Below are 25831 nucleotides of genomic sequence, written 5' to 3'. Positions count from 1 at the left end.
TGGTTTAGACGGCTTTGCCGGGGTGGACATGGCCGCAATGCCCGCAACGTCGCTTTTCCTCCGACGCATAAAACGCGTTGAACAGCGGCGGCAAATCGCTGACGATGCTTTTCAATTGCACCTCGACGCGATACACGAGATGCCCGCAAGCATCGCAATACCATTCGAAGCCATCCACGACGCCTGCCGGGCGTTGCCGTTCGATCACGAGGCATACGCTGCCGGCCTCGGGCCGCTGCGGCGAATGGCGCACATGCGGCGGCAGCAGAAACACGTCGCCTTCTTTCAGATCGACGCGCTCACGCTTGCCGTCTATCCACAGATGCAAATACGCATTGCCGCGCAACTGATAGAAGAATTCCTCGAGCGGGTCGTCGTGATAATCGGTGCGATGATTCGGGCCACCCACCACCGTAACGATGAAATCGCTGTCCTGCCACACCTGCTGATTGCCGACCGGCGGCTTCAGCAGATGAGCGTGATCGTCGATCCAGCGCTGGAAATTGAACGGTTTGCCGTATGTGAGCATTGGCTGTCTCTTTGTCGTTTGTGCGCGTGTCTATTTTTGCGGCGCGTACGCAATCGCCTTCATCTCGATCAACAGATGCGGATGCGGCAACTGATGCACGGCGACCGTGGTGCGCGTCGGACCCGTTTCGTCGAAGTACTCGCCGTACACGGCGTTGTAGCCGCCAAAGTCGTTCATGTTGACGAGGAACGACGAGATCTCGACGAGGTTGGACAGATCCGCGCCTTCACTCTGCAGAATATCGCGAATGTTCTCGATCACCACGCGCGTTTGCTCGCGGATGTCGAGCTGCACGGTGCCGAGTTCGTCGGCGGACGCGCCCGCAATCGAATTGTCGGGACGGCGCGAGCTGGTGCCGGAGACGAACAGGAAGTCGCCCGCCCGCGTCACATGAGGAAAACGGCCGCGCGGTTTGGCTTTGCCGGGCACGATGCGCCCTTGAATGGTCGAGTCGTTGGTCATGAGATTCGATAGGTAGTGAATTCAGTGCTGCCGAGCCCGTTGACGGCGCAATGCACGTGCGCATTCGCGGTTAACGGATGAGCGGCGGTCGCGGCGCCTGCCATGATCAGCGAACCGGCCGGCAACGCCAGCCCGCTTTGCGTAAGCAGGCGCGAAGCCTGCACGATCGAACGCAACGGGTCGCCGAGAATCGCCGCGGTCGAGCCGGCCTGAACCAGCCGGCCGTCGATGCGCATCGTCACACCTGCATTGCGCAAGCCGTCGAACTTTCGCGTCCACGGTCCGATGACAAGGCCCGCCGACGAACAGTTATCGGCAACCACGTCCTCGAGCGTGAACCTGAAATCGCGGTAGCGCGAATCGATGATCTCCATTGCCGGGGCCACCGCTTCCAGATAACGCGAGGCTTCGAGCAGCGTCAACGGCCGATCGATCTCGCGGCTCGTCAGAAAGCAGACTTCGGGCTCCACCCGCGGATGAATAAAGCGATCGAGCGCGATGCGCCCGCCGTCTTCGTCGAGCATCGCGTCGGTCAGCCAGCCCCAGATCAGGCTATCGACACCCATCTGTATCATCTTCGCGCGGCTCGTAAAACCGAGCTTCACGCCGACCATGCTCTCGCCGCGATGAATGCGCCGCTCGATCGACGCGCGCTGGATTACGTAGGCGTCGTCGAGTGAAAACGGCGCGGCTGCGGTGATCTGCGCAATTGGCTCGGCCTGGCGGGCCGCCTCGTCGAGACGTGCGGCGATGCCGTCGAGGTCGATCATGCGGCCTCCTGATTCGCCAGCTCGCGTGCCTTGAGCATATCCAGCGCGACGTCGACGATCATGTCTTCCTGCCCGCCCACCATGCGACGCTTGCCCAACTCGACCATGATGTCGAATGCGGACAGACCGTATTTCGCCGCGGCCGCTTCGGTGTGGCGCAAAAAGCTCGAATACACGCCGGCGTAACCGAGCGCGAGCGTTTCGCGATCCACGCGCACCGGGCGTTCCTGCAACGGGCGCACGATATCTTCCGCGGCGTCGATCAGTTGCTTCACGTCGCAACCGTGCTTCAACTTCATGCGATCCACTGCGGCGATGAATACTTCAAGCGGCGCGTTGCCCGCGCCCGCGCCCATGCCTGTGAGCGACGCATCGACCCGGTCGCAGCCGTGCTCGAGCGCGACGATGGAATTTGCCACGCCCAGCGAGAGATTGTGATGCGCGTGCATGCCGGTCTGCGTGGCCGGATCGAGCACGGCTTTGAACGCGTCGAACCGCTCGGCGACGTCGCGCATGTTCAGCGCGACGCCCGAATCGACCACATACACGCATTGCGCGCCGTAGCTTTCCATCAGCTTGGCCTGCTTCGCCAATGCCTCGGGCGACGTCATATGCGACATCATCAGAAAGCCGACCGTGTCCATGCCGAGCGAGCGCGCGTACTCGATATGCTGCTTCGAGATATCCGCTTCCGTGCAGTGCGTAGCGATCCGCACGACGCGCGCGCCGGCGTCGTAGGCCGCGCGCAGATCGTGGACGGTGCCGATGCCGGGCAGCAACAGCGTGGCCACTTGCGCACGCTTCACCGTCGCCGCAACGGCTTCGATCCATTCCAGGTCGGTGTGCGCGCCGAATCCGTAATTGAAGCTGGAGCCCGCGAGGCCGTCGCCATGCGCCACTTCGATACTGTCGACGCCCGCTTCGTCCAGCGCCTGCGCTATCGCAACCGCGCTTTGCAAAGAGTACTGATGGCGGATCGCATGCATGCCGTCACGCAGCGTCACGTCGGACACGTAGATTTTTTTGTTGCTATCGGTCATTGCGTCGTTCCTCTCATGCCGCCACGCGGCTCGCCGCGATCTGCTCGGCGGCGGCCAGCGCGGCCGATGTCATGATGTCCAGATTTCCCGCATACGAAGGCAGGTAGTGCGCGGCGCCCTCCACTTCGAGAAACACGCTCACTTTCAAACCCGCGCGGCGCTCGTTTGCATGCAATGCGAGCGGATTCGCGGCCGTGTAGCGGTCGAACTGCACCGCTTGCTTCAATCGGTAGCCCGGCACATAACTGGCAACAGCCGAGACCATCGCGCGAATGGAGCTTTCGATTTCGTCGGTGTCCGCCTCTTCTTCGGTCAGACAGTAGACGGTGTCGCGCATCATCAACGGCGGCTCGGCCGGGTTCAACACGATGATGGCCTTGCCGCGCGCCGCGCCGCCTACGGTTTCGATCGCCTTCGAGGTCGTTTCGGTGAACTCGTCGATATTGGCGCGCGTGCCCGGCCCCGCCGAACGGCTTGCGATCGAGGCGACGATTTCCGCGTACCGCACCGGCGCGACGCGCGAGACCGCGTGCACGATCGGGATGGTCGCCTGGCCACCGCACGTCACCATGTTCAGGTTCGGCGCGTCGAGATGCGCGAACAGATTCACGACCGGCACGACGAACGGCCCGATCGCGGCCGGCGTCAGATCGATCACGGTCACGCCGTGTTCGCGCAGCACGGCGGCATGCCGATGATGCGCGCCCGCCGAGGTTGCATCGAACGCGATGCGAATCGCGCCGAAATTCGGCATGGTGACGAGGCCTTCGATGCCGTGCGCGGTCGTCGCCACACCGAGCCGTTTGGCGCGCGCGAGACCGTCCGAAGCCGGGTCGATGCCGACCATCGCGCCCATTTCGAGGTGCTTTGCGTCGCGCAACACCTTGATCATTAAATCGGTGCCGATATTGCCGGAGCCGATGATGGCCACGGCCTGCTTGTCCTGTTTGTCGTACATGGCGCTCCCGTTCACGACGTGGATTCAGAGTGATGAGCGAAGCTCGCGCTTACGGAGCCGAGTCCTTCGATATGGGCGGTAAAGACGTCGCCGGCCTGCACGGCCGCCATGGGTCCGAGCGCGCCCGTGAGCACGATGTCGCCTGCTTTGAGCGGCGCGCCGACACGCGTCATCGTGTTGGCAAGCCACACTGCCGCATACAGCGGATTGCCCAGGCATGCCGCGCCCACGCCCACGCTCACCGGATCGCCGCGACGCTCCATCGCCATACCGCAGTGGACGATGTCGAACGCGCCGAGTTTGACGGGCCGGTTGCCGAGCACGAAGAGACCGCTGGATGCGTTATCGGCCACCGTATCGGTCAGGCGGATATCCCAGTTGGCAATGCGGCTGCCGACGATTTCGATGGCGGGCAACGCGTAAGCCGTCGCGCCGATCAGATCGGCGATCGTGTTGCGTTCGTGCGGCAAATCGCGCGCGAGCACCAGCGCGATCTCCGCCTCCACCTTCGGCTGCTGCGTGCGCGACAGCGCGATCTCCTCGCCGTCCGCAATCGACATGTCGTCGAACAACATGCCGAAGTCCGGTTGATCGACGCCGAGTTGCGTCTGCACGGCCTTTGACGTGAGGCCGATCTTGCGGCCCACCAGGCGGCGGCCGGCGGCCAACTGGCGCTCGGTATTCACGCGCTGCACCGCGTAGGCCGCGTCGAGCGCATCGCCGCCGAGTTCCGCGATCGCGTTGCGAACCGGTGCGACGGGCACGCCGGTTTGCTGCGCCCGCCACAGCGCGTCGGCGATTCGTTGCACGGCGTTCAGGTCCAATCCGCTCATGCGATCCTCACGCAAATGTTGGTCAGTTCCGAATAGAAGTCGAGCGAGTGACGTCCACCTTCGCGGCCGATGCCCGAGAGTTTCGCGCCGCCGAACGGCGTACGCAGATCGCGCACGAACCACGCATTGACCCACACGATGCCGGTTTCGATCCGCCGCGCGACCCGGTGCCCGCGTGCGAGCTGCGTGGTCCAGATGCTCGCGGCAAGACCGTAAGCGCTGTCGTTCACGCGGCCGATCACTTCGTCCTCCGTATCGAACGGCGCAATGTGGCATACAGGTCCGAAGATTTCTTCCTTGACGCAGCGGGCGTCGTCGGCGAGGCCGGTCCAGATGGTCGGCATCACGAATGCCCCCTGGTCGCGCTCGTCGCCGAATTGCGGAACGTGGCCGCCCGTTACGACCGTGGCGCCTTCTTCGACTGCGAGACGGAAATACGACAGCACCTTCTCGCGATGTCCGCGCGAAATGAGCGGCCCCATCGTCGTCTCGGGATCGTGCGGCGCGCCCACGCGCAACGCTTCGGTCTTCTCTTTCAACGCGGCGACGAAGCGCTCGAAAATCGACCGCTCCACGTACACACGTTCGCTGCACAGACACACCTGCCCCGCATTCGTGAAGCTCGACTTCAGTACGCCCGCCACCGCCGCGTCGAAGTCCGCATCGGCGAATACGACCGCCGCATTTTTGCCGCCGAGTTCGAACGAGATTTCCTTCACGCCATCGGCGACGGTCTTCATGATCGTGCTGCCGGTGCGCGATTCGCCGGTGAACGTAATCGCGCTGATGTCGGGATGACGCGTGAGAAACTCGCCGGCCGCATTCGGACCGTGACCGTGCACAAGATTGAATACACCGGGCGGCAAGCCGATGTCGTGCATGACTTCGGCCAGCAGCGTAGCCGAACCAGGCGTCTCTTCCGAAGGCTTGGCGACGACGCAATTGCCCATGGCGAGCGCCGGCGCGACCTTCCACGTGAACAGCAGCAAGGGCAGATTCCACGGCGAGATGATGCCGATCACACCGAGCGGCTTGCGCGTCACGTAGTTGATCAATTCGCTGCCGTCGGCGGCGTGCGTTTCGAAGAACTCGCTGTTCGCGGTGCGGATCAGATCGCCGAATGTGCGGAAGTTGGCGATGCCGCGCGCGATATCGAGTTTGCGGGCCTGCTCGAGCGGACGGCCGGTATCGGCGACTTCGGCGGCGACGAACTCGTCGAAGCGCGCCTGAATGCCGTCGGCGATCTTGTGCAGCCAGTCGGCGCGTTGCGCCGGCGTGGTATTGCGCCAGCCGGCGCGCTGCGCGGCGGCCGCGGCACGCACGGCGGCGTCGACCGTTTCGGCGTCGGCCTCGCAAACTTGGGCGAGCACGCTGCCGTCGACCGGGCTGAGATTGGGGAACGTGGTCGCGGTCGCGATGAATTCGCCGTCGACGTAATGGCGAAGTAACGGTTGAGCGCGCTGCGCGGCGGCCGGGGTAAAGGTCACAACGTCTCCTGCTCGATTGAAGTATTGGCAGGAGTCTACGGTTGGCGCCTCACGCGGCGGTAATCAAAGATTGAGCGCTGGATATGCTAAAGCGGAATACCAGAGCGCCTCATGCGGGCATATCGAGCTCCGGCGTGGCGACCTTGACGGCCTCACGCAGACATTCGACAAACGCCTGGCACGCCGCGCTCTGCTCCTTGTGCGAACGCACCGAAAAACCGACGGTGCCGAACGCGCCGCTCTCGGGCAAATCGAGAATCCGCAGCAAGCCCGCCTCGGCGAACTGCTGCGCGGCGACGCGCGGCATCAGCGCGATCCTCGGTGTATCGAGCAGCAAGCCGATGTTCGTCAGCAGCGAGAGCGACTCGACAATATCCGTCGGCATCGGCAAGCCCGCCGCGCGAAACAGGTGTTCCGCCGAGAGCCGCGCGGGCGAGTCAGGCGTCGGCAGAATCCACGGCGAGCCGACCAGCTCCGCCAGATGCGTCACGCCCGCCGGCGCGGGACCATAGCCTTTGCCGACCACCACGCACAGCGATTCGTCGAAGAGCGCCTCGTGCGTCAGCGGAAAAGCACTGGCAATCGGCAACTCGCGTTCAGGCAACCGTCCCACGACGATATCGAGGTCGCCGGTGGCGAGCGCCGGGAACAGATGCGCCGTGGTGCCTTCACGAACCGTCACGAGGACATTCGGCGTGCGCGCCTTCAGCATGGCAATCGCCGCGGGCAACAGCCGCGCCGATGCCGAGATGAGCGTGCCGACGATCACATGTCCGCTGGTGCCGAGCCTGAAATCGTTGAGCTCGTCGGTCATATAGCGCAACTCCGCCATCAGCGATTTGACGCGCCGTCCGAGCAGCAGCCCCAGTTCCGTGGGCACGACGCCGCGATTCGAGCGCGCGAACAATGCGCCGTCGAAGCAGGATTCGAGTTCGTGGATGACTTTGGTGACGGCCGGCTGCGTGAGGCGCATCTCGTTGGCGGCGCGCACCACCGAGCGCGTTTCCAGTACGCGTTCGAAGATCATGAGCTGATTGAGCTTCAGCTTGCGGATCAGGGAAATCTCGCTGAGCGGATTGGCTTGCATGGCGGGGTGTGCGGAAATCGACGATCCGCGATGGTAACAGCAGAAAAGCAGCGGGCCGGTCAGGGGCTCCCCTTGGTGCGCCGAGGTCTGGGCACACCTATTGCTCTATTCCGCTCGCCGGCAAATAACCCGTCAAAGCACGCAGTGCCCACAACGAGTCGCCGTTTCTATTTAATCCAGCAATCCATCGGTGGGAGGCCCCATGCTTCGATACGCTGCAATCTTCTTCATCATCGCGATCATCGCCGCGGTATTCGGCTTTGGCGGCATTGCCGCAGGCGCGACTGAAATCGCCAAGGTCCTGTTCTTCATCTTCGTGGTGATTTTCCTCGTCACCTTGCTGATGGGCGTGATGCGCCGCTGATGAACGCGTCGCTTGTTTCAGGTTGAATCACACCTGCCCCGGCGCGAAAACCGGCAACCGGTTGCAATACTTGCCGTACCGTATTGCAATTGTTGCTGACCGCGCTGGGGTTTTCACTTCGGGCTAGACCTGCATCAAGACGTTTTCTACTGCGCATTGCACTGCAGCACTTCTCAGTCTTCTTTATCTCTTCGTTGCCGCTTCCCGGTCTTCACGCCGCGCGCGCAATCGGCGCACGCACACTCAACCGATGCGACCAGTTAGCGAGCCTACGCGTCGCCACCGGCGGCTTGCTCAAGATCGCGCTGTCATAGCGCTTGCCGTCGAAGCGCACGAGATCGACGATACGAAACCCCTGTCCACGATAAAACGCGATCAGACGCGCGGCCGGTTGCGGCGTATCGAGTGCAAGCTCCGCATAACCGCGCGTCGCGGCCCAATGGTCGGCGAACGCAATCAGCAACGTACCGATACCACGCGCCTGCCACGCCGGCTCGACCGCGAACTGGCGCAAGCTAGCGATATCGTCGCGCCGGTATAGCTCACACGCCGATTCACGATCCGTTGCGTAAAGGGTCATCGTGCCGACGATGCGCCCGTCGCACACCGCGACATAGCAATCGCCGCGCGTTGCCCGCAGCCGTGTGGTCTCGACGGTCTGATCGACGCACGTGCAATTGAGGCCCATCTCGCCGAGCGGCGTGAACGCCCGATGCAGCAACGCCGTCAGCGCGACGAACGAATCGCGCGCAGGATCGAAGCGGCGCAATTCGACACGGCCCACGCCGTGACACACATAGTCGATACGAACGGGTTGTTGCTTCGTTGCACGTCGCTTCACGTTGAGCACCTTGGCGGTATCAAGATGCCCGAAGTGTAGATTTCGCGTCGACGCGTCTCAAGAAAAAATGTCGTAAAAACTCACATGGGAGCGACCGCCGGCGCATTAGGCCAAGGCGGGCGCAAGCTGCGGCTCGCCTTCGCGCAGACCGAGATGCAATTCCTCGCAGAGGAACGTTTGCAAGGTTTGCACGGCGGCCGCCTGCGCGCCTGAAACCTCGCGCATGAAGAGACCGAAGTCGGCGGTGGGCGCATCGGGCAAACCATCGGCCTGGCCGAGCACGCGCATCGACTCCGAACGGATGTTGCCGTCGAGCAGCACGGACACGCCGAGCCCCGCTTCAACCGCGGATTGCACGGCCGGCAGACTGGTGCTGGTGCACACGATGCGCCACGCGATCCCCGCGCGGCGCAGCGCCGTCAACACCTGCTGCTGCCACAGGCACGCGTCGCCGAATGCCACCACCGGTAGCGCCGTCTGCGTGTCGCGGCTGAAGCCGCGCGCGCCGACCCAGAAGAGCGGCTGCTTCCATATGAGATGCGATGCGGCGTCGACCAGCGCGGGGTCGCCGACCACCACGTCGAGGCTGCCGTCCGCGAGCCGGTTCGACAACGCCGCACTGCTGTCGACGACGATCTCCAGCGCCACTTGCGGATAAGCGATCGAAAAGCGCCGCAACGCCCGCGGCAACCGGCCGACCGCAATGTCCTCCAGCATGCCGAGCCGCACGGTGCCGGACACCTGCCCCGCGCTCAACGCGCGGCGCGCATCGGCGCCCGCGCCGAGTATCGTGTGGGCATAGGGCAGTAGCAGATGTCCCGCTTCGGTGAGTTGCACGCCGCGCGGCGAGCGATCGAGCAAACGCTGCCCGAGTTCGTCTTCGAGCCGGCGCAATTGCATGCTCACCGCCGCCTGGGTACGCGCGAGGCGCGTCGCCGCCGCGCCCACCGCGCCCGTCTCCGCCACGGTGACGAAGGCGCGCAGCAGGCTGCTATCGAGATCTCGAGTCATAAAGGTTCTTGAAGTCGGCATAAGAAATATCAACTTATCTTAATGCCGCCAGCACCGATAAGATAGCGATGACGAATTCCGATCGAACGCCCACTCACCAGACGACCATGCAGGACACCACTCTCCAACCCGCGCTGAACTCCGCGCAAACCAGCGTGAAACCCGCCCGCGGCGCGGCCGGAGCGGCATTGCTGTGCGTGCTGTCGATGTCCTGCGTGCAGTTCGGCGCCGCACTTTCCGCGCCGACAATGGCCATGTACGGTTCACTCAGCACCACCTGGCTGCGCCTGTGCTGGGCTGCATTGGTGCTCGCCTTGCTGGTGCGTCCACGTTTTCTGAGTTACTCGCGCGCTCACTGGACTGCCGCGGGTGTGCTCGGCGCCGCGATGGCGGGCATGACACTGTGCTTTTTCGCGGCGCTTCAGCGCATTCCGTTGGGACTCGCTGTCGCGATCGACTTTCTCGGACCGCTCGCCGTGGCGACCTTCGCGGTGCGTCGCGCCCGCGCATTGCTCTGGCCCGTGCTGGCGATCGCCGGCGTGATCCTGCTCTCGCGCGATCGGGCCGGCTGGATCGGTGAACCGCTCGGCGTGCTGCTCGCCTGCGGCGCGGCGCTCGGATGGGGCACCTATATCGTGCTGATGAAGAAGACCGGCACCCTGTTCGCGGGACTCGAGGGACTGTCGGTGTCGCTGATCGCGGCGGCGCTCGTGGCCACGCCATTCGGATTGGCACAAAGCGGTCTGCATGTCACGGCGGGCCAGGTCGCGGCGACGGCGGGCCTCGCGCTGCTGGTCCCGCTGCTGCCGTATGCGTTGGAAATGGTAGCGTTGCGGCACATGCCGGCCGCCTCATTCGGAATCCTGATGAGCGTCGAGCCGGCGATCGGCGCGTTGGCCGGCTTCGTCGTACTGCATCAGCCGATGGGGATTCTGCAAATCATGGGCACGCTGCTGGTGGTGACCGCAAGCGTCGGCGCCGTGATGGTGGCGCGCTGAAAATCTGCGGCACGGTTTTGCGCACCTCGGCGCGCAAAACCCACGCCTCGCTCAGGCGATGTTCTCCGCTTCGTAAAGACGCCGGCCCGCGGCATCCTTCGCGCCAAGGGTCGGCTCGAAATCGATCGGCCACTCGATGCCGATGTCCGGATCGCGCCACAGAATGCAGCGCTCCAGTTCGGGAAACCAGTACTCGGTGGTTTTCCACAAACACTCGGCGAAATTGGACAGCACCACGAAACCGTGCGCGAAGCCCGGCGGCGCCCAGATCTGCCGGTAATTGGCCGCGCTCAGATACGCCCCGCACCACTTGCCGAAGTTCGGCGAGTTGAGCCGCACGTCGACAGCGACGGCGAACACTTCCCCCACCACGACCCGCATGAGCCGGCCCTGAGGGCGTTGCACCTGATAGTGCAAGCCGCGCAACACGCCACGCACCGCGCGCGAATGCCGGTCCTGCACCAATTGGAAAGCTTGCGAGACGTCGTCGATAAACTCGTCCGCGCTAAAGCTCTCGAAGCAGAAGCCGAACTCGTCGCAAAACACCTCGGGCTCGATGAGTTTCACCTCCGGCAATGCCGTTGCGATCACCTTGTTGCCCATTGCTGCTGCGCTCGTAAGAAACCTGACCGGCGAAAACGCGACCGCCACGACGGAGGACGCGTCCATGTGTCGTAAGGCGCCCTGCCGCCGGCTCGGGCGCCCGCATGACTGTTATGCCTCGCTCGCCACGCGACTGCGCGCGCGATATTCGGTTGGAGACAGCGCCATGCGCTTGCGGAAAATCTTCGCGAGACGATCGCCGTTGCCCGTACCGCTGCGCCGGGCGATCTTGTCGACCGGCAGTTCGGTTTCGGTGAGGAAGTTGCAGGCAATGCGCAGGCGAACCTGCAACAGATAGTCCGATGGCGTGACCTGCATTTCATGCTTGAAACGCCGCAAGAAATTGCGCTCGCTCATCGCCGCGACCTGCGCGGCGTCGGCCACCGAAACCGGACGGTCGCAATTGGCCTCCATCCAGCGCGCTGCAGCGCGGATCTTCTCGGCCACGCTGAGCGTGCCGCCTTCCACCGGCAGCGGCACCCAGGTGGCGGCCATGCCGGGCATCACACGGTCGGCGACGCTGCGGGCAAGCTCGGCACCGAGATCGCGTTTGATGAACATGAGCGCGCTGCGGGCGCAGTCGTTGCGGTCGTTGGACGCGTTGAGCGCGGACTCGCCTGTCACGCTGCTGAGATAGCGGTTCACCTGCGGCCCGTCGCTATCCGTCGGGCCGGCCGCTTCCAGCACGAGCCGCCCTTCACCGATCGTTTCGATCGCACGCGTGCGCGATTGCACCGAGCGCAGCCAGCCGAGCACCCGCTCGTCGCGCGCGGCCACATGTGCGCCGTAGCCGCCCGCGATGAACAGCACGTCGAAACCGCCGGCAAAGCGGGCGTCGATACGATCGGTCCAGATGCGCGCGGAAGAAGAACTGGCGACGCTGCCGCCGTCCATGGAAAGGAATTGCACTTCGTAAGGCTGCTCTTCTCCGGCGCGCGAACCCGAGAGTTCGTTCGCGGTCTGGAACATTTCCACCACCGTGCCTGGGCCGAGCAGCCAGAAGCCGTCGAACAGCAACACGCCGATTCGCCGCGTTGCACTACGCACGTTCAGCGTGGGCGTATGTAACCAGGTGATCCTCGCAGTATCAAGGTGCATGTGCGGCATGATATTTCCCCAAACTGTCGTACATTGTGGACCCCGATCGCCGTTAGCGGCCGGTATGGGCGGAATGATTATTGCCAGCGGCAATCGCGGCAACCCGCTTAACGGATTAAGCGTGATGGTAACGGAATGGATCGCTATAGTAAATTTGAAAAACAAATTACTATCGAGAAACAGAATGTATGAAGAAAACCGTTATCTCGCGTTTGATATGAGAACGAAGGGACAGCGGCGCGCCACGGTCACGAATACGGAGGCGATTTCGGCATGTTGCCGCCGAGTGGCTACCAGAAAGGCTTTTCAGGCATCGATGGGTGGCGTCCTGGCGTGCCGGATCGCCTTCCGTTTATGACCTGCGTATGGCAAAGCGGCATCCAAAAGTGTTTCAAACTTGAATCGAAAACCTCGCAGATAATGACCATTCAATAGCCGGTTTATTCGCAAATTGGGAATTTATCGACTACCCGATGCAATCAGTGTGCATTTAACGAATCGGTCGCCATTAGTTATTTTTAAACGCATTTTTCGAACGTCTAAAAATGTTTCTATATTGAAACATTGGCGGTTTTATACGTATGAACAATTCGCTCGTGCGGTGCACAATAGAAATAAACGTCCGACGATTGAAGGCCTGCCGCGCCCATGCTGCGCACAGTCAGGCCGCCAGTCACAACACAGTTGTCAGGACACTCAGGCCGTCGGCGACTCGTCGAACGATTCGCGTTCGATCGCGGTCGCGGCAGCACGTGCCCGCCGCTCCGCGCGCTTGCGATGCAGTTCCGCCAGCCGCCGCCGTCCGTGCGTGAGCGATGCGACGGCATGGAACGCGACCGGCGCGAACACCAGCCCGAACAGCGTGGCAGCCAGCACCCCACCGAACACGCCCGTGCCGATCGAGCGGCGGCTTTCGGCACCCGCGCCGCTCGACACCACGAGCGGCACGACGCCCAGCAGAAACGCCGCCGAGGTCATCACGATCGGCCGGAAGCGCGCGCCCGCGGCTTCGGTCACCGCACGCGTCAACGGCATGCCGCGCTGGTATAGATCGCGGGCGAACTGCACGATCAGAATCGCGTTCTTCGCGGCGAGGCCGATCACCGTGATCATGCCGACCTTGAAGTACACATCGTTAGGCATGCCACGCAACAGCACCGCCGCAACCGCGCCGATCACGCCGAGCGGCACGACCATCAGCACGGCAAGCGGAATCGTCCAGCTTTCGTAGAGCGCGGCCAGCGCCATGAACACCGCCAGCAACGAGAGGCCGATCAACAGCGGGGTGAGTTTCGCGGCCGCGGTTTCCTCGCGTGCCGCATCGACCCAGTCATAGCTCACGCCGACCGGCAACGAAGCGGCCAGCCGCTCAAGCTCCGCCATGGCCGCGCCGGAGCTGTAGCCGGGCGCCGCGTGGCCGCTCACGTCGAGCGACGGATAACCGTTATAGCGCGTCAGCATCACCGGGCCGATCGTCCACTGACGCGTTGCGATGGCCGAGAGCGGCACCATGCCACCCGTCGAGTTGGGTACGGACAGCGCCAGCAGATCGTCTTCGGTCATGCGCGCGGCGGCGTCGGCGGCGATCATCACGCGGCGCATGCGGCCGCCGGCCGGGAAATCGTCGATATAGGTCGAGCCGAAGGTGCTGCCCAGCACGTCCGCGATTCGGTCGAACGACACACCGAGCGCGTACGCCTTCGCGCGATCGACGACAAGCTCGACGCGCGGCGCGTCAGGCAGATCTTCCGAATGCACCGAGGCCAGCACCGGGCTCGCCTTGGCTTGCTCGAACAGTTGCTCGCGCGCGGCCTTCAGCGCGTCGAGCCCCACTCCGCCGCGATCTTCGAGGCGGAACACGAAACCGTCGGAATGTCCGAGTCCCGGCACCGAAGGCGGCAATTGCGCCTCGACGTTACCGTCCAGAATCTTGTCGAACTTTGCGTTGAGCCGGTCGCGCAGGGCCAGTGCATCGATATCGCGCTTGCCCCAGTCCTTGAGTTCGACGAATCCCATCGCGACGTTCTGACCGCTGCCCGAAAAGCTCCAGCCGATCACGCTCGTCACGTTCGCGATAGCGGGCTCGGCATGGAGAATCTCCTCCGCGCGTTGCACCACGGCCAGCGTGCGGGCCTGGGTGGCGCCCGCGGGCAATTGCACCATGACCTGCAACTGGCCTTCGTCCTCGCTTGGCAGGAAACCGCCCGGCATCTGCCAGTAGAGCACGCCGCACGCGCCGACCAGCACCGCATAGACGGCCAGCATCGGGCCGATGCGGCGCAACGTGCACGCGGTCAAGCCGCGATAACCGCGCGCGGCGCGATCGAAGCCGGACGTAAAGCGGCTCGCCGCACGCGCCGCGAAACCGAGAACGCCGCGGCGCGCATCGCGTTGACGCACCGATTGCGTGTGCGCCTTCAGCAGATTCGCGCACAACGCGGGCGTCAACGACAAGGCCATGAACGACGACACCAGCATCGACGCGATCATCGCCACCGCGAATTGCCGGTAAATCCCGCCGACGCCGCCGGGAAAAAACGCCATCGGCACGAATACCGCCGTCAACACCGCTGTCACGCCGACAATCGCGCCGCCGATCTGCGACATCGCCTTGCGTGTGGCCTCGCGTGGCGGCAAGCCCTCTTCTTCCATGACGCGATGCACGCTCTCCACCACCACGATCGCGTCGTCGACGAGAATGCCGATGGCGAGCACGAGGCCGAACATCGTGAACACGTTGATCGACAGACCGCACGCATACATGGCGAGAAACGCGCCCATCAGCGTGACCGGAATCACCACGGTGGGCACCAGCGTATAGCGCAGATCGCGCAGGAACAGCCACATCACGAAGAACACCAGCACCACCGCTTCCGCGAGCGTGACGAGCACCTCGTGAATGGCGATCTTCACGAAGTGCGCGTTGTCGAACGGGATTTCGATGGCGACGCCCGAGGGCAACCCTTTCGCCAACTCGGCAAGCCGCGCGCGAATCGCGTTCGACGTTTCGAGCGCGTTGCCCCGCGGCCCGAGTTGAATCCCGACCGTTGCCGCAGCCTTGCCGTTCAGGCGCGAATAGTACGAGTAGTTGTCACGCCCGAGTTCGACACGCGCGACGTCGCGCAGGCGCACCGCGGAGCCGTCCGGCCGTGCCTTCAGCACGATCTGGCCGAATTCGGCCGGCGAGATCAACTGGCCTTTCACGCTCACCGAGGCTGTCAATTGCTGGCCCGGCACGAACGGCGCGTCGCCGAGCGTGCCCGCCGTCACGGTCGCGTTCTGCGCGGCGATGGCGGCGTTCACCTCGGCCGCGCCGAGGCCATATTCGCGCAGCTTCATGGGATCGAGCCAGATGCGCAACGCTTCGTCGGCGTCCCAGAGTTGGGCCGAGCCGACGCCAGGCGCGCGCTTCAACTCGCGCAGTACGTAGCGGCTCAAATAGTCGCTCAATTGCACGGAGTCGCGCGTGCCGTCGGTGGACGCGAGCGCAACGAGCATCAGAAACGTGTTGGCCGCCTTGAATACGCTGATGCCCTGCTGCACGACCTGCTGCGGCAAACGCGGCTCGACCTGCTTGAGCCGGTTCTGGATGTCGACCAGCGCGAGATCCGGATTGGTGCCGGGCGCGAAGGTCGCGTCGATTTCGAGTTCGCCCAGGTTGTCGCTGGTCGTTTGGTAGTACAGCATATTGTCGGCGCCATCGAGACTCTCCTCGATGATGCTGCCGACGCTCTCGTCCACGACTTCAGTCGACGCCCCCGGATACATGGCGGATATCACGATGCGCGGCGGCGCGAGGCGCGGATACTGCGCCACCGGCAGTTGCGGAATAGCCAGCGCGCCCGCCACGACAATGGCGAGCGCGACGATCCATGCGAAGACCGGGCGGTCGATGAAGAAAAATGGCACTCAATGAATCCGTTCAGATTGTCTGGAGGCGCGGTGCGTCGACGAGGCGGGCCATATGCAGCACGTCGGCCAGCACACCGTCACGCACGGCAAAACCGCGCGAACGGCCTTCCTCGACAAAGCCGAACTTGCGATACAGCGCGATGGCCGGCGCGTTGTCCGCAAACACCGTGAGGTCGATGCGGCGCAAACCGAACGACGCGTCCGCGCAATCGATCAAGCCTTGCAAAAGCGCGGCGCCGACACCGCGGCGATGATACGCGTCGTGCACGGCGAGGCCTAAGTGTGCGCTGTGCGCGCGGCTCGACCGGTGGACCTCGAGACTGGCGTGGCCGATCACGCGTCCGTCGATAGTCGCGCACACGTTCACGCCGCCTTTTAGGCGCCGCTCGTACCAGGCCGCGAGTTGTTCAGGACTGCGATAGCCGACTGACAGCGTGCCGCGCCGCACACCGGGCAAGCTCATGATCTCGGCGAACGCATCCATGTCCGACGATTCGAGCGCGCGCACCATAATACATTTGTAATGTGCGGCGTCGTCCGGCAACCTTGTTTCTTTCATGGTCTTATTCCGCTGCGAGATGGGCGGCCGAAGGCGGCGACATCCACGGCGCCGGCTCGCGCAACCGCGCCATGAAGTAACAGTCGATCAGCACGCCGCGACGCAATACGGAACCGCGCTGATGCGCTTCGATCTCGAAGCCGAACTTGCGGTAGAGCGCGAGTGCCGCGTGGTTATCCGCGTAGACATGCAACTCGACGCGGCGCAGGCCGAGCCAGTTGTCGGCCAGATCGAGCAGTTCGGCCATCAAGGCACGACCGATGCCGCGCCGCTGCCAAGCGTCGTGCACGCCAATACCGAGCGAGGCGGCATGCGCGCGGCGTCCCTTGAAAGGACTGAGGCTGGCCTGACCGACCAGCGTGTCGGCGACCGTCGCCGCGATCGCGATGCCAGGGGCCTCGAATTTTTCCAGGTACTCGCGTGTGCTGGCAACGGTCCGAAACGGCATCTGCGGATTGCCGTTCATCGCCACGGGCAATTGCAGCATGGCGTGAAACTGTTCCGCGTCGGCCACGCGCAAAGCGCGCAGCGTCAGGCCCTCGGGCAAGCTCTCAGGTTTTGATTTTGTTTTTTCGTGTTGATCCATAGGCTCATAACGTCAATTCGAATGACCTCACCAGAATGCCCGGCAATTGCATGCCGCCCGTGGCGCGCTCGCCCCACGTCGAATCGCTCAATAGCAGTTCCGCTTGCGCGCCGAGTTGTTCGAGTTCGCTGCCGAGCAAACGGTACAGGCTGTCGTCGAAACGCATGGCTTCGAGCGGTGCGACGATTTCTCCGTTCTCGACCCAGAACGTCGCGAAGCGCGTCATGCCGGTGAGGCGGCAATTCATGCGGTCCGAGAAGTTCACGTACCAGAGGTTGCCGATGTAGAGCCCGGTGCCGATCTTTGCGAGCACCTCTTCGTCCTGCAGGTCGCCCGCTTGCATCGAGAGCGCGGCCGGTGACTCGCTGGCCAGCGCGCCGTTCGGCGTCAAACCGTATTCGCGTGCGCTGCGTGCGTTGGTCAGGCGTTCGGCACTGCGGCCGGCCTCGATCAACGGGACGCTGTCACGCAGATAGCCGTCGTCGTTAAAGCCTGGCGTGATGCCGAGACTCAGATCTTCGCTGATCGTCACGCGCGGGTCGACTACGACTTCTCCCACATGCAGTTTGTACAGCTCGCTGCGCGAGCTCGCCTGAGCCCGTGCGGAAAAGCCGCTCCATGCGGTGACGCTGAGCAGTTCCGCGAGCGCGGCGGGCGCGAGATAGGAACGGTAACGTCCCGGCGCCAATGTGCGCGGCGTGCGCGCGAGCACCGCAAGACGTGTCGCGGCCTGCTCGACTTTGGCCGCGAACACGGCATCGCTCCAGTCGTCGCCGGCGTAGGTGGTTTTGATCGCGCGGCCGCTCGGGTCGTACAAGGACCAGCTGAAATTGAAGTTGTCCACTTCATACCAGCCGCGGCTGCCGCTCGTCGATGCGAAACCGCGCACGATGGTGCCGCCCGCGTAGAAGCCCACGAAGTCGAGCCCTTGCGCGCATTCCGCGACGATGTGCGCGAGACCGCCAGGATTCGGCAGCTTGCCGGAGCGCTGCGTGGTGCGCTCCCATTTCGACGTATCGAACAGTAGATGCGGATCGTCCGCCGCATCGCGCAGACCTTCGCGCAAAGTGGCGAGCGCGGCGCTCACTTCATCGAGATCCTGCTGCAGATCGCCGCATACGGTCAGCGTGGAATAGGCCTGACGTGCGCCGTCGATCAGACGCAAGGTCAGCTTGCCTTGCGACACGCTGCCGCTCTGTCGCACCTTGCCCGAATTGAAACGGATGAAGTCGGACTGCTCGCCGGCAAATGAACTGAGTGTGGTTTCGCTTCCTTGCTGCAAGCGCTCGATCGCATCGGCGAGCAAAGTGAAATGCCGCTCCCAATCCACCGAGGTAGCCGCGCGCGAAGACATGAACTGGCTCATCATGCGCCTCCGAACACGTCGACGTCGCTGAACACGCAAGCCGGCGACGCATGGCCGACGCGAATGATCTGCGCCGGTTCGCCCTTGCCGCACATGGACGTGCCATACACTTCGCGCGTGGCCGCGTTGCCCACCGCGCTGAGGCTGCGCCAGAAATTCGCGGAAATACCGCGGTAATTCGGCTGTTTGACGATTTGTGTGAGCTTGCCGTTTTCGATCAACTGGCCGAACTCGCAGCCGAACTGGAATTTGTTGCGATGGTCGTCGATCGACCAGGAGGTGTTGGTGCGCATCAGAATGCCGTGCTCGATATTGCCGATCATCTCCTCCAGCGAACTCTCGCCGGGTTCGATATTCAGATTCGCCATGCGGTCGATCGGCGGGCGGTTCCAGTTCGACGCGCGCGAATTCGCCACACCCGGCATGCGCGCACGCTGTTGTGACAATGCGCCGCCGAGCGGACGTTCCAGCACGCCGTTGCGAATCAGATACTGCTTGTGCGCTTCGGTGCCGTCGTCGTCGAACGCGTAGGCTGCGGCTTCTTCGCGCAGCGACGGATCGAAGGTAACGTTCAACAACTCAGAGCCGTAGCGATACGAACCGAACATGTCCTGCTTGACGAAGCTCCAGCCCGCGAAGTTGCGCTCATCGCCGAGAATGCGATCCAGTTCGAGCGGATGTCCGATCGATTCGTGAATCTGCAGCATCATCTGGTCGGGCATCAGCAACAGATCGCGCTTGCCGGATGGGCAATTCGGCGCGGCCAGCAATTGCAGCGCCTCATTGGCGACGCGTACGCCCGAGCCTTCAAAGCCGAAGCGCGCCAGCACTTCTATGCCGCCCTGGCCGAGCGTGCCGTAGTTGCCGCCCAGGGTGCGCACTTGCGTATCGCCGTTTGCGTGCGCGGCGACGCTCAATTGCGGCATCACGAAACGGAACTGCTGGTCGATCCGTACGCCGTCGCCGGTGATGTAGAGTTGATCGGTGTGCGTGATCTGCACCGCCGCGACACGTTCCACAATTTTTGCGTCGAGGTTCGCTCCCGCGCATTCCGCGCCGAGAAGCTCGAGCCATTCGGCGCGGCTCGGTAACGCGCGTTGTGCATTCGGCGACACGTAGTGGCCGCTCGCAACCGGACGGGCGACTTCGCGATGGTCGATCAGCGACAAGGCCGCGCTCGCCTCAGCGCGTGCGGTGGCCATATCGAGCGCCGCCTGCAAACCGGCCGCCGAGAGGTTCGCGGTCGCGGCATAACCCGCGCCGGCGCCCACCCATGCGATCAACATTGCGCCGCGATCGCGCACCGTACGCAGCGGTTGTGCGATGTCGTTGCGGATCTCGTGGTCGTCGATCTGTTCGTCGACAATGCGCAGCGACCAGAACGCCGCGCGGCTCTTCAGCGTTTGGGCAGCCTGCGCCCAACGTTCGTCAATCATTGGCGTGTCCCGTATGAATCGTGCCGGCGCCCGGCTCCGGCACGTTGAGCGACGAGGCCAGCAGCGATTGGGTATAAGGATGCGTCGGCGCATGCAGCACATCGAGTGTGTCACCGGCTTCGACGATGCGTCCCGACTTCATCACGATCACGCGATGCGCCATGGCTCGCATCACCGCCAGATCGTGCGTAATGAACAAATAGCTTAGCTTGTACTTTTTCTGCAGATTTGTCAGCAGATTCAGCACCTGTTTCTGGATCGACACGTCGAGCGCGCTGGTCGGCTCATCGAGCACGATCAGTTCCGGCTGGACGGCCAATGCGCGCGCAATCGCAATACGTTGACGCTGGCCGCCGGAGAACTCATGCGGATAGCGCAGCATCGCGTCAGCGGGCATGCCGACCTCTTCGAGCAGGCTGCCGACACGCGCGCGCCGTGCCTTCGCATCCACTTCCGGCCGATGCACGGCCAACCCCTCGCCGATGATCTGCTCGACCGTCATGCGTGGCGACAACGAGCCGAACGGGTCCTGAAACACGACTTGCATGCGCGAATACAGCTCGCGGCGCGAACTCGCCGTCTTGAGCGTGGAAAGCGGCAGGCCGTCGATATGGATATGTCCCGCGGCCGGTTGTTGCAAGCCGAGCACGGTGGCCGCCAAGGTCGATTTCCCCGAACCCGATTCACCGACAATGCCGAGCGTTTCGCCGCGCCGCACGCTCAGGTCGACGTCATGCACCGCGCGAAACGTGGAGCGCCCAAACATGGACCGCCAGCCTTTCGCCGACGTGCGGTAATCGACGGCCAATCCTTGTACTTCGAGCAACCGGCGCGCGCCGTCCTCGACCGGCTCGAGCGCGCGTTGCGGATCGCTGTCGAGCAGCCGCCGCGTGTACGGATGCTGCGGACTCGCGAACAGCGCCTCGGTCGTATTGGTTTCGACCAGCACGCCCTTCTCCATCACCGCGACGCGCTGCGCAAAACGCTTCACCAGATTCAGATCGTGCGTGATCAACAGCACGGCCATGCCGCGTGCGGCCGCTTCCTGTTCCTGCAGCGAAATCAACAGGTCGACGATCTGCTGGCGCACGGTCACGTCGAGCGCTGTGGTCGGCTCATCCGCGAGCAGCAATCGCGGACGGCATGCAAGCGCCATGGCAATCATCGCACGCTGCCGCTGGCCGCCGGACAATTGATGCGGAAAACTGTCGATGCGCCGTTCCGGCTCGGGAATGCCGGTGCGTCTGAGCAACTCGATACCGCGCTCGCGCGCCGCGTTCGGCCGCAAGCCTTCGTGCAGACGCAGGCTCTCGGCAATCTGCTTGCCGATCGTGAAGAGCGGATTGAGCGCCGTCATCGGTTCCTGGAACACCATCGCGACGTCGGCGCCACGCAGGCCACGCATCTGCTGCTCGGTTTTCTGCAGCAGATCTTCACCATCGAGCAACATGCGGCCGCTCAATTCGGCATGCTCGACAAGCCGCAGAATGGACAGCGCGGTGACGCTCTTGCCCGAACCCGATTCGCCGACCAGTGCCACGCGCTCGCCGCGTGCGATGGAAAGGCTGAGTTCGTGCACGGCGACCTTGGCGCCGAAACGCACGGAGAAACGGTCGATTTCCAGCAACGGCCGGGCAATCGGTGCCTGAGTAGCGGTCATCGCGGACCTCCGCCGAAAGCCGAACCACGTGAGCGCGTATCCAGCGCGTTGCGCAATGCGTCGCCCATGAAGGTTAACAACAGCAGAGTGATCACCAGCGCGGCAAATGCCGACATCGAGATCCACCACGCGTCGAGATTGTTCTTGCCTTCCTGCAGCAGTTCGCCGAGGCTCGGCGTGGGCGGCGGCACGCCCAGGCCGAGAAAGTCGAGGCTGGTCAGTGAGAGAATCGCGGCGCTCATGCGGAACGGCAGGAAGGTAATCACCGGCGTCAAACTATTCGGCAAAACATGACGCCACATGATCTGCCAGTTAGTAAGGCCCATGGTGCGCGCCGCCTTGACGTAATCGAGCGAACGGTTGCGCAGGAATTCGGCGCGCACGTAATCGGACAGCACGAGCCAGCCGAACATCGACAGCAGAATGAAGAGCAGCCACAACGTGGGCTCGAAGATCGATGCGAAGATGATCAGCAGGTACAGGTCGGGCATCGAACTCCAGATTTCGATCAGGCGCTGGCCGATCAGATCGGTTCGTCCTCCGTAAAATCCCTGCACCGCGCCCGTCAGCACGCCGACCACGACACCGGACACCGTGAGCGCCAGCGCCATCAGCACCGACAGGCGGAAGCCGTACAAAAGCCGCGCCAGCACGTCGCGTCCGAATTGATCCGTGCCGAGCCAGTTGCTCGCGGTGGGCGGCGCCGGATACGGATGCGCGGCGAAATAGTCGATCGTGTCGTAGTGAAAATGATTCGGCGGATAAATCGCGAAGTTGCCGTTCGATTCGAGCCGCGAGCGGATATACGGGTCGAGGTAATTGGCACGCGCCGGGAAATCGCCGCCGAATAGCGTTTCCGGGTAGTCCTTCACGATCGGGAAGTAATAGTGCCCGTCGTAACGAACGAGTAGCGGACGGTCGTTGGACAACACCTCGCCGAGCAGGCTGATGGCGAACAGCGAGACGAAGATCACGAGGCTCCAGTAGCCCAGACGCTGCCGCCTGAAACGCAGCCACGTACGCCGCCACGGAGACGGCGACGCCGCGTGCGCCGCGCCGGCCGCGTCAGCGGTCCTGGCGGTTGAATTGGATGCGGGGGTCGACGAGGACATAGCAGACGTCAGCAATGAGTTTGGTTACGAGGGCAATCAGCGTGAACAGAAACAGCGAACCGAGTACGACCGGATAGTCACGGCGAATCACGGAGTCGTACGACAGTTGGCCCATGCCGTCGAGCGAGAACAGCGTTTCGATCAGCAGATTGCCGTTCAGAAACGCGCCGACGAAGGCCGCCGGCAAACCGGTAAGCAGCGGAATCGCGGCATTGCGCAGCACGTGTTTCCACAGCACGTCGCGCTCCGGCGCGCCTTTCGCGCGCGCGGTCAGCACATACTGCCGGCCGATTTCCTCGAGGAACGTGTTCTTGGTCAGAATCGTGACGATCGCGAAGTTGCCCACCACCGAGGCCGTGACCGGCAGCACGATGTGCCACAGATAGTCGAGCACTTTGCCGAACGCACTGAGATCGTTGAAGTTATCCGACGTGAGGCCGCGCATCGGAAACACCTGCCAGAACGTGCCGCCGCCGAATAACATCAGCAGCAGTACGCCCAGCACGAAACCCGGAATGGCATAGCCGGCGAGCACCAGCACGCTCGTGACGGTATCGAAGCGCGAGCCGTTGCGCACCGCTTTCGCGATCCCCAACGGCACCGATATCAGATACGTGAGCAGCACCGTCCATAAGCCGAGTGTGATCGACACCGGCAGCTTCGATTTGATGACGTCCCACACGCTGTCGTGCTGATAGTAGGATTGGCCGAGATCGAACGTCGCGTAGTGCTTGAGCATCAGCAGATAGCGTGCGAGCGGCGGCTTGTCGAAGCCGAACTGTTTCTTGATCTGCTCGATCTGCTGCGGATCGACGCCCTGGCTGCCGTGATAACCGCCGCCGCCCGCCCCCGCCTCTCCGCCACGGCCAGCGCCGTGGCGGAGTTGCGTCATCACCTGCTCGACCGGCCCACCCGGCACGAACTGCGTGACGACAAAGGTCAGCGTGACCACGCCGAGCAGCGTCGGCACCATCAATAACAAGCGTCTGAGAATATAGGCAAGCATGCTGTGCCTCAGTGAGCCGTAGCGGCCTTAGCCGCGGTGGAAGATGTGGTCGGGGCGGCCGCCGTTTTCGTGTCCCCTTTCGTGTACCAGTAGTCGATCACCCAGTCTTCGTATAGATACGACATGGGCACTTTGTCCGGATGACCTAGCGTCGACTTGTAGCCGATTCGCGCGCCAGGTGCGTAATACTCGGGCACGAGGTAGAACGAGTAGATCAGCACGCGATCCAGCGCGCGGGTCGCCGCTTCCAGATCGTCGAGATTGTCGGCGGAGAGCGCCGAGTGAATCAGCGAGTCGACTGCTTTGGAGCGGATACCCGGATAGTTTTCCGAACCGACTTCCGAGGCCGCCGCGCTGCCGAAACGGCGCGTCAATTCCGCACCCGGAATCGTCACCGGCGGATAGATGAACGTGGTCATGTCGTACTCGAAGTTATCCAGCCGCTTCTGGTACAACGCACTGTCGATCTCGCGCATATGCGCCTGAATGCCGAGCATGCCGAGCGCCTGCATATACGGCAGGATCAGGCGGTCCATGCCGGGCTGATCGTCCATGATCTCGATGGTCATCGGCGTGCCGTTGGCATCGCGCAAGGCGCCGTCGCGATAGTGCCAGCCGGCTTGCGCCAACAGATCGCGCGCCACGCGCAAGTTGCCGCGCAAGGAATCCGGGGCGATCGTCGTGGGTTGCTTGAGCATGGGGCCGAACACTTCCGGCGGCACGCTCGCTCTCAACGGTTCAAGCAAGGCCAGTTCCTTCGGGCCGGGCATGCCGGTCGCGCCGAACGGACTCGCTGCGAAATAGCTGCTGGTGCGCCGGTATTGACCGTAGAACATCATGCGGTTCATCCAGTCGTAGTCGAAGGCCATCGTCAGCGCGTGGCGCACGCGCGGGTCCTGAAACATCGGCTTGCGCAGGTTCATCAGCATGCCTTGCATCTGCGCGGGGCCGTCGGCGAATTCGCCTTTCTTCAATAGTCCGTTGTCGAAATTCTTGCCGACGTATTTGCGCGCCCATTGCGTTGCGCTGTATTCGACAAGCGCGTCGGCATCGCCGGCCTTGAACGCTTCCAGTTGCGTGTAATGGTCGCGATACAGTTTGAAGGTGATGCTCGCGAAACGGAACATGCCACGCCGCGACGGCAGATTCGCAGCCCAGTAATCGGGGTTGCGGCGATAGGTGATCTGCTTGTCGTTCTTGCGCGACTCGATCAGATACGGACCGCTCGCGACCGGCGGCTCGTTCGCGATCTGGTCGAACGGCAGACGTGTGCCGTCCGCGCGCATGCCCCACTTCGGTGAGAAGATCGGCAAATCGCCGGCGATCAGCGGTGCGTCGCGTTCGGCGTGCTTGAATTCGAAGCGGATCGTGTTTTTGTCGATCACGGTCGCGCTCTTGATGACCGAGAACTGTGCATTGAAAAGCGGCGAGGCCTTTGGGCTCGTCAATGTGTCGAACGAGTATTTGACGTCGGCGGCGGTGATCGGATCGCCGTTTGAAAAGCGCGCGGCAGGATTGATGTGGAAGGTGGCCGAACCGAGGTCCGGCGCGACTTCGACATCGTCGGCGATCAGCGGGTACTCGGAGGCAAGTTCGTCCCAGCTCCGCTGCATCAGCGTATCGAACATCAGATGCAGGATGTCCGGCGCGGGCGCACCGCGTACCAGAAACGGGTTCAGCGAATCGTAAGTCTGCAGTTCGTCGAAATTCTGGAAGCTGAGCTTGCCGTCGCTCGGCGCGGTGGGATCCGCATAGTCGAAGTGCGTGAAGCCGACGGGATATTTCGGCTCGTCGTATTGCGCAATCGAGGGTCGCGCCTGCGCGCAGACCGCGCTCAATGCGAGACACGCCCCTGCGCACAGCGCGATTCGCGCGACGGTGCCAGGCCGCCGCTCTGCGGCAGCCGCGGGCGTTGCCGCTGCAGTCCGCACGCGGCGCGGCCAGTGAAACTTCACAAGTCTCATCTTCGGAATGCGTGAGAACGCGCGCCGGCTTCTCGCCGGCGCGCGGTAAATCGAATCGGCGCGAGTGACGGCCTGACGGCGTCGCTCGCGTAGCTTTCCCCGCTAGCGCCGCGCTGCGGCTGACTCGCCGCCTCTGCTCGCCCTGGCTC

The 25831-nt window shown here is 63.4% G+C and carries 24 protein-coding genes; 3 read left to right on the top strand and 21 right to left on the bottom strand.

The window, feature by feature from the left end; translation table 11 throughout:
• Window positions 1-4 precede the first annotated feature (4 nt).
• The 8 genes from BPHYT_RS07265 to BPHYT_RS07230 all read right to left on the bottom strand — a co-directional run bounded on the left by BPHYT_RS07265 (window position 5) and on the right by BPHYT_RS07230 (window position 7166).
• Entirely contained in the window at window positions 5-529 is a 525-nt protein-coding gene (locus tag BPHYT_RS07265; RefSeq protein WP_012432500.1) for a 3-hydroxyanthranilate 3,4-dioxygenase, read from the bottom strand.
• A 30-nt stretch (window positions 530-559) separates the two neighbouring features.
• A complete protein-coding gene (locus BPHYT_RS07260; protein WP_012432499.1) occupies window positions 560-991 on the bottom strand; it encodes a RidA family protein in 432 nt (143 codons plus the stop codon).
• A complete protein-coding gene (locus BPHYT_RS07255) occupies window positions 988-1761 on the bottom strand; it encodes a 2-keto-4-pentenoate hydratase (protein WP_012432498.1) in 774 nt (257 codons plus the stop codon). The genes BPHYT_RS07260 and BPHYT_RS07255 overlap by 4 nt, the downstream gene beginning before the upstream one ends.
• A complete protein-coding gene (gene dmpG / locus BPHYT_RS07250) occupies window positions 1758-2801 on the bottom strand; it encodes a 4-hydroxy-2-oxovalerate aldolase (protein WP_012432497.1) in 1044 nt (347 codons plus the stop codon). The genes BPHYT_RS07255 and dmpG overlap by 4 nt, the downstream gene beginning before the upstream one ends.
• A gap of 13 nt (window positions 2802-2814) precedes the next feature.
• A complete protein-coding gene (locus BPHYT_RS07245) occupies window positions 2815-3759 on the bottom strand; it encodes an acetaldehyde dehydrogenase (acetylating) (protein ID WP_012432496.1) in 945 nt (314 codons plus the stop codon).
• Window positions 3760-3770: 11 nt separating this feature from the next.
• Window positions 3771-4592 carry a 2-keto-4-pentenoate hydratase gene (mhpD, locus tag BPHYT_RS07240; protein WP_012432495.1) on the bottom strand — a complete coding sequence of 274 codons (822 nt, stop codon included), beginning with the start codon at window positions 4590-4592 and terminating at the stop codon, window positions 3771-3773.
• Window positions 4589-6079 (bottom strand): 2-hydroxymuconic semialdehyde dehydrogenase, encoded by a 1491-nt coding sequence (locus BPHYT_RS07235; RefSeq protein ID WP_012432494.1) that lies wholly within the window; start codon window positions 6077-6079, stop codon window positions 4589-4591. The genes mhpD and BPHYT_RS07235 overlap by 4 nt, the downstream gene beginning before the upstream one ends.
• A 109-nt stretch (window positions 6080-6188) precedes the next feature.
• Window positions 6189-7166 (bottom strand): LysR substrate-binding domain-containing protein, encoded by a 978-nt coding sequence (locus BPHYT_RS07230; RefSeq protein ID WP_012432493.1) that lies wholly within the window; start codon window positions 7164-7166, stop codon window positions 6189-6191.
• A 202-nt stretch (window positions 7167-7368) separates the two neighbouring features.
• On the opposite strand from BPHYT_RS07230, the gene BPHYT_RS37155 reads away from it, so the two are divergent.
• Entirely contained in the window at window positions 7369-7530 is a 162-nt protein-coding gene (locus tag BPHYT_RS37155) for a DUF1328 domain-containing protein (protein WP_007182451.1), read from the top strand.
• Window positions 7531-7741: 211 nt separating this feature from the next.
• Here BPHYT_RS37155 and BPHYT_RS07220 read toward each other — a convergent pair whose 3' ends face one another.
• A complete protein-coding gene (locus BPHYT_RS07220; protein ID WP_012432492.1) occupies window positions 7742-8371 on the bottom strand; it encodes a GNAT family N-acetyltransferase in 630 nt (209 codons plus the stop codon).
• 105 nt (window positions 8372-8476) lie between these two features.
• Window positions 8477-9382 carry a LysR substrate-binding domain-containing protein gene (locus BPHYT_RS07215; RefSeq protein ID WP_012432491.1) on the bottom strand — a complete coding sequence of 302 codons (906 nt, stop codon included), beginning with the start codon at window positions 9380-9382 and terminating at the stop codon, window positions 8477-8479.
• A 107-nt stretch (window positions 9383-9489) separates the two neighbouring features.
• Between BPHYT_RS07215 and BPHYT_RS07210 the strand changes: the two genes are divergently transcribed.
• Window positions 9490-10380 carry an EamA family transporter gene (locus tag BPHYT_RS07210; RefSeq protein WP_012432490.1) on the top strand — a complete coding sequence of 297 codons (891 nt, stop codon included), beginning with the start codon at window positions 9490-9492 and terminating at the stop codon, window positions 10378-10380.
• 51 nt (window positions 10381-10431) lie between these two features.
• On the opposite strand, the gene rfbC is transcribed toward BPHYT_RS07210, so the two are convergent.
• Together rfbC and BPHYT_RS07200 are read right to left on the bottom strand one after the other, a co-directional pair.
• On the bottom strand, window positions 10432-10983 hold the full coding sequence (gene rfbC, locus BPHYT_RS07205; protein WP_012432489.1) for a dTDP-4-dehydrorhamnose 3,5-epimerase: 552 nt from the start codon (window positions 10981-10983) through the stop codon (window positions 10432-10434).
• Window positions 10984-11094: 111 nt separating this feature from the next.
• A complete protein-coding gene (locus BPHYT_RS07200; protein ID WP_012432488.1) occupies window positions 11095-12090 on the bottom strand; it encodes a GlxA family transcriptional regulator in 996 nt (331 codons plus the stop codon).
• A gap of 64 nt (window positions 12091-12154) precedes the next feature.
• Here BPHYT_RS07200 and BPHYT_RS38120 point away from each other — a divergent pair, with 64 nt between their 5' ends.
• Window positions 12155-12439, top strand: a complete 285-nt coding sequence (locus BPHYT_RS38120) for a hypothetical protein (RefSeq protein WP_148225074.1) — start codon at window positions 12155-12157, stop codon at window positions 12437-12439.
• A 338-nt stretch (window positions 12440-12777) separates the two neighbouring features.
• Here the strand turns inward: BPHYT_RS38120 and BPHYT_RS07195 are convergent, their stop codons facing one another.
• The 9 genes from BPHYT_RS07195 to BPHYT_RS07155 are packed head-to-tail and all read right to left on the bottom strand — an operon-like array spanning window position 12778 to window position 25682.
• Window positions 12778-15990: a multidrug efflux RND transporter permease subunit gene (locus BPHYT_RS07195; protein WP_012432486.1), complete on the bottom strand. Its 3213-nt coding sequence runs from the start codon at window positions 15988-15990 to the stop codon at window positions 12778-12780.
• Window positions 15991-16003: 13 nt separating this feature from the next.
• Entirely contained in the window at window positions 16004-16552 is a 549-nt protein-coding gene (locus BPHYT_RS07190) for a GNAT family N-acetyltransferase (protein ID WP_012432485.1), read from the bottom strand.
• A gap of 4 nt (window positions 16553-16556) precedes the next feature.
• Window positions 16557-17138: a GNAT family N-acetyltransferase gene (locus tag BPHYT_RS07185; RefSeq protein ID WP_012432484.1), complete on the bottom strand. Its 582-nt coding sequence runs from the start codon at window positions 17136-17138 to the stop codon at window positions 16557-16559.
• 4 nt (window positions 17139-17142) lie between these two features.
• On the bottom strand, window positions 17143-18504 hold the full coding sequence (locus BPHYT_RS07180) for a TldD/PmbA family protein (protein WP_012432483.1): 1362 nt from the start codon (window positions 18502-18504) through the stop codon (window positions 17143-17145).
• Window positions 18504-19940 carry a TldD/PmbA family protein gene (locus BPHYT_RS07175; RefSeq protein ID WP_012432482.1) on the bottom strand — a complete coding sequence of 479 codons (1437 nt, stop codon included), beginning with the start codon at window positions 19938-19940 and terminating at the stop codon, window positions 18504-18506. Before BPHYT_RS07175 ends, BPHYT_RS07180 begins: the two co-directional genes overlap by 1 nt.
• Window positions 19933-21600 (bottom strand): ABC transporter ATP-binding protein, encoded by a 1668-nt coding sequence (locus BPHYT_RS07170; protein WP_012432481.1) that lies wholly within the window; start codon window positions 21598-21600, stop codon window positions 19933-19935. Before BPHYT_RS07170 ends, BPHYT_RS07175 begins: the two co-directional genes overlap by 8 nt.
• A complete protein-coding gene (locus BPHYT_RS07165; protein ID WP_012432480.1) occupies window positions 21597-22712 on the bottom strand; it encodes an ABC transporter permease in 1116 nt (371 codons plus the stop codon). The genes BPHYT_RS07170 and BPHYT_RS07165 overlap by 4 nt, the downstream gene beginning before the upstream one ends.
• Entirely contained in the window at window positions 22666-23718 is a 1053-nt protein-coding gene (locus BPHYT_RS07160) for a microcin C ABC transporter permease YejB (RefSeq protein ID WP_012432479.1), read from the bottom strand. The genes BPHYT_RS07165 and BPHYT_RS07160 overlap by 47 nt, the downstream gene beginning before the upstream one ends.
• An 8-nt stretch (window positions 23719-23726) precedes the next feature.
• A complete protein-coding gene (locus BPHYT_RS07155; protein ID WP_012432478.1) occupies window positions 23727-25682 on the bottom strand; it encodes an extracellular solute-binding protein in 1956 nt (651 codons plus the stop codon).
• Window positions 25683-25831: the final 149 nt, after the last annotated feature.

It is taken from the genome of Paraburkholderia phytofirmans PsJN (genome assembly GCF_000020125.1).
GTDB classification, from domain to species: domain Bacteria; phylum Pseudomonadota; class Gammaproteobacteria; order Burkholderiales; family Burkholderiaceae; genus Paraburkholderia; species Paraburkholderia phytofirmans.
This window is presented reverse-complemented; position numbering and strand designations above follow the sequence as displayed.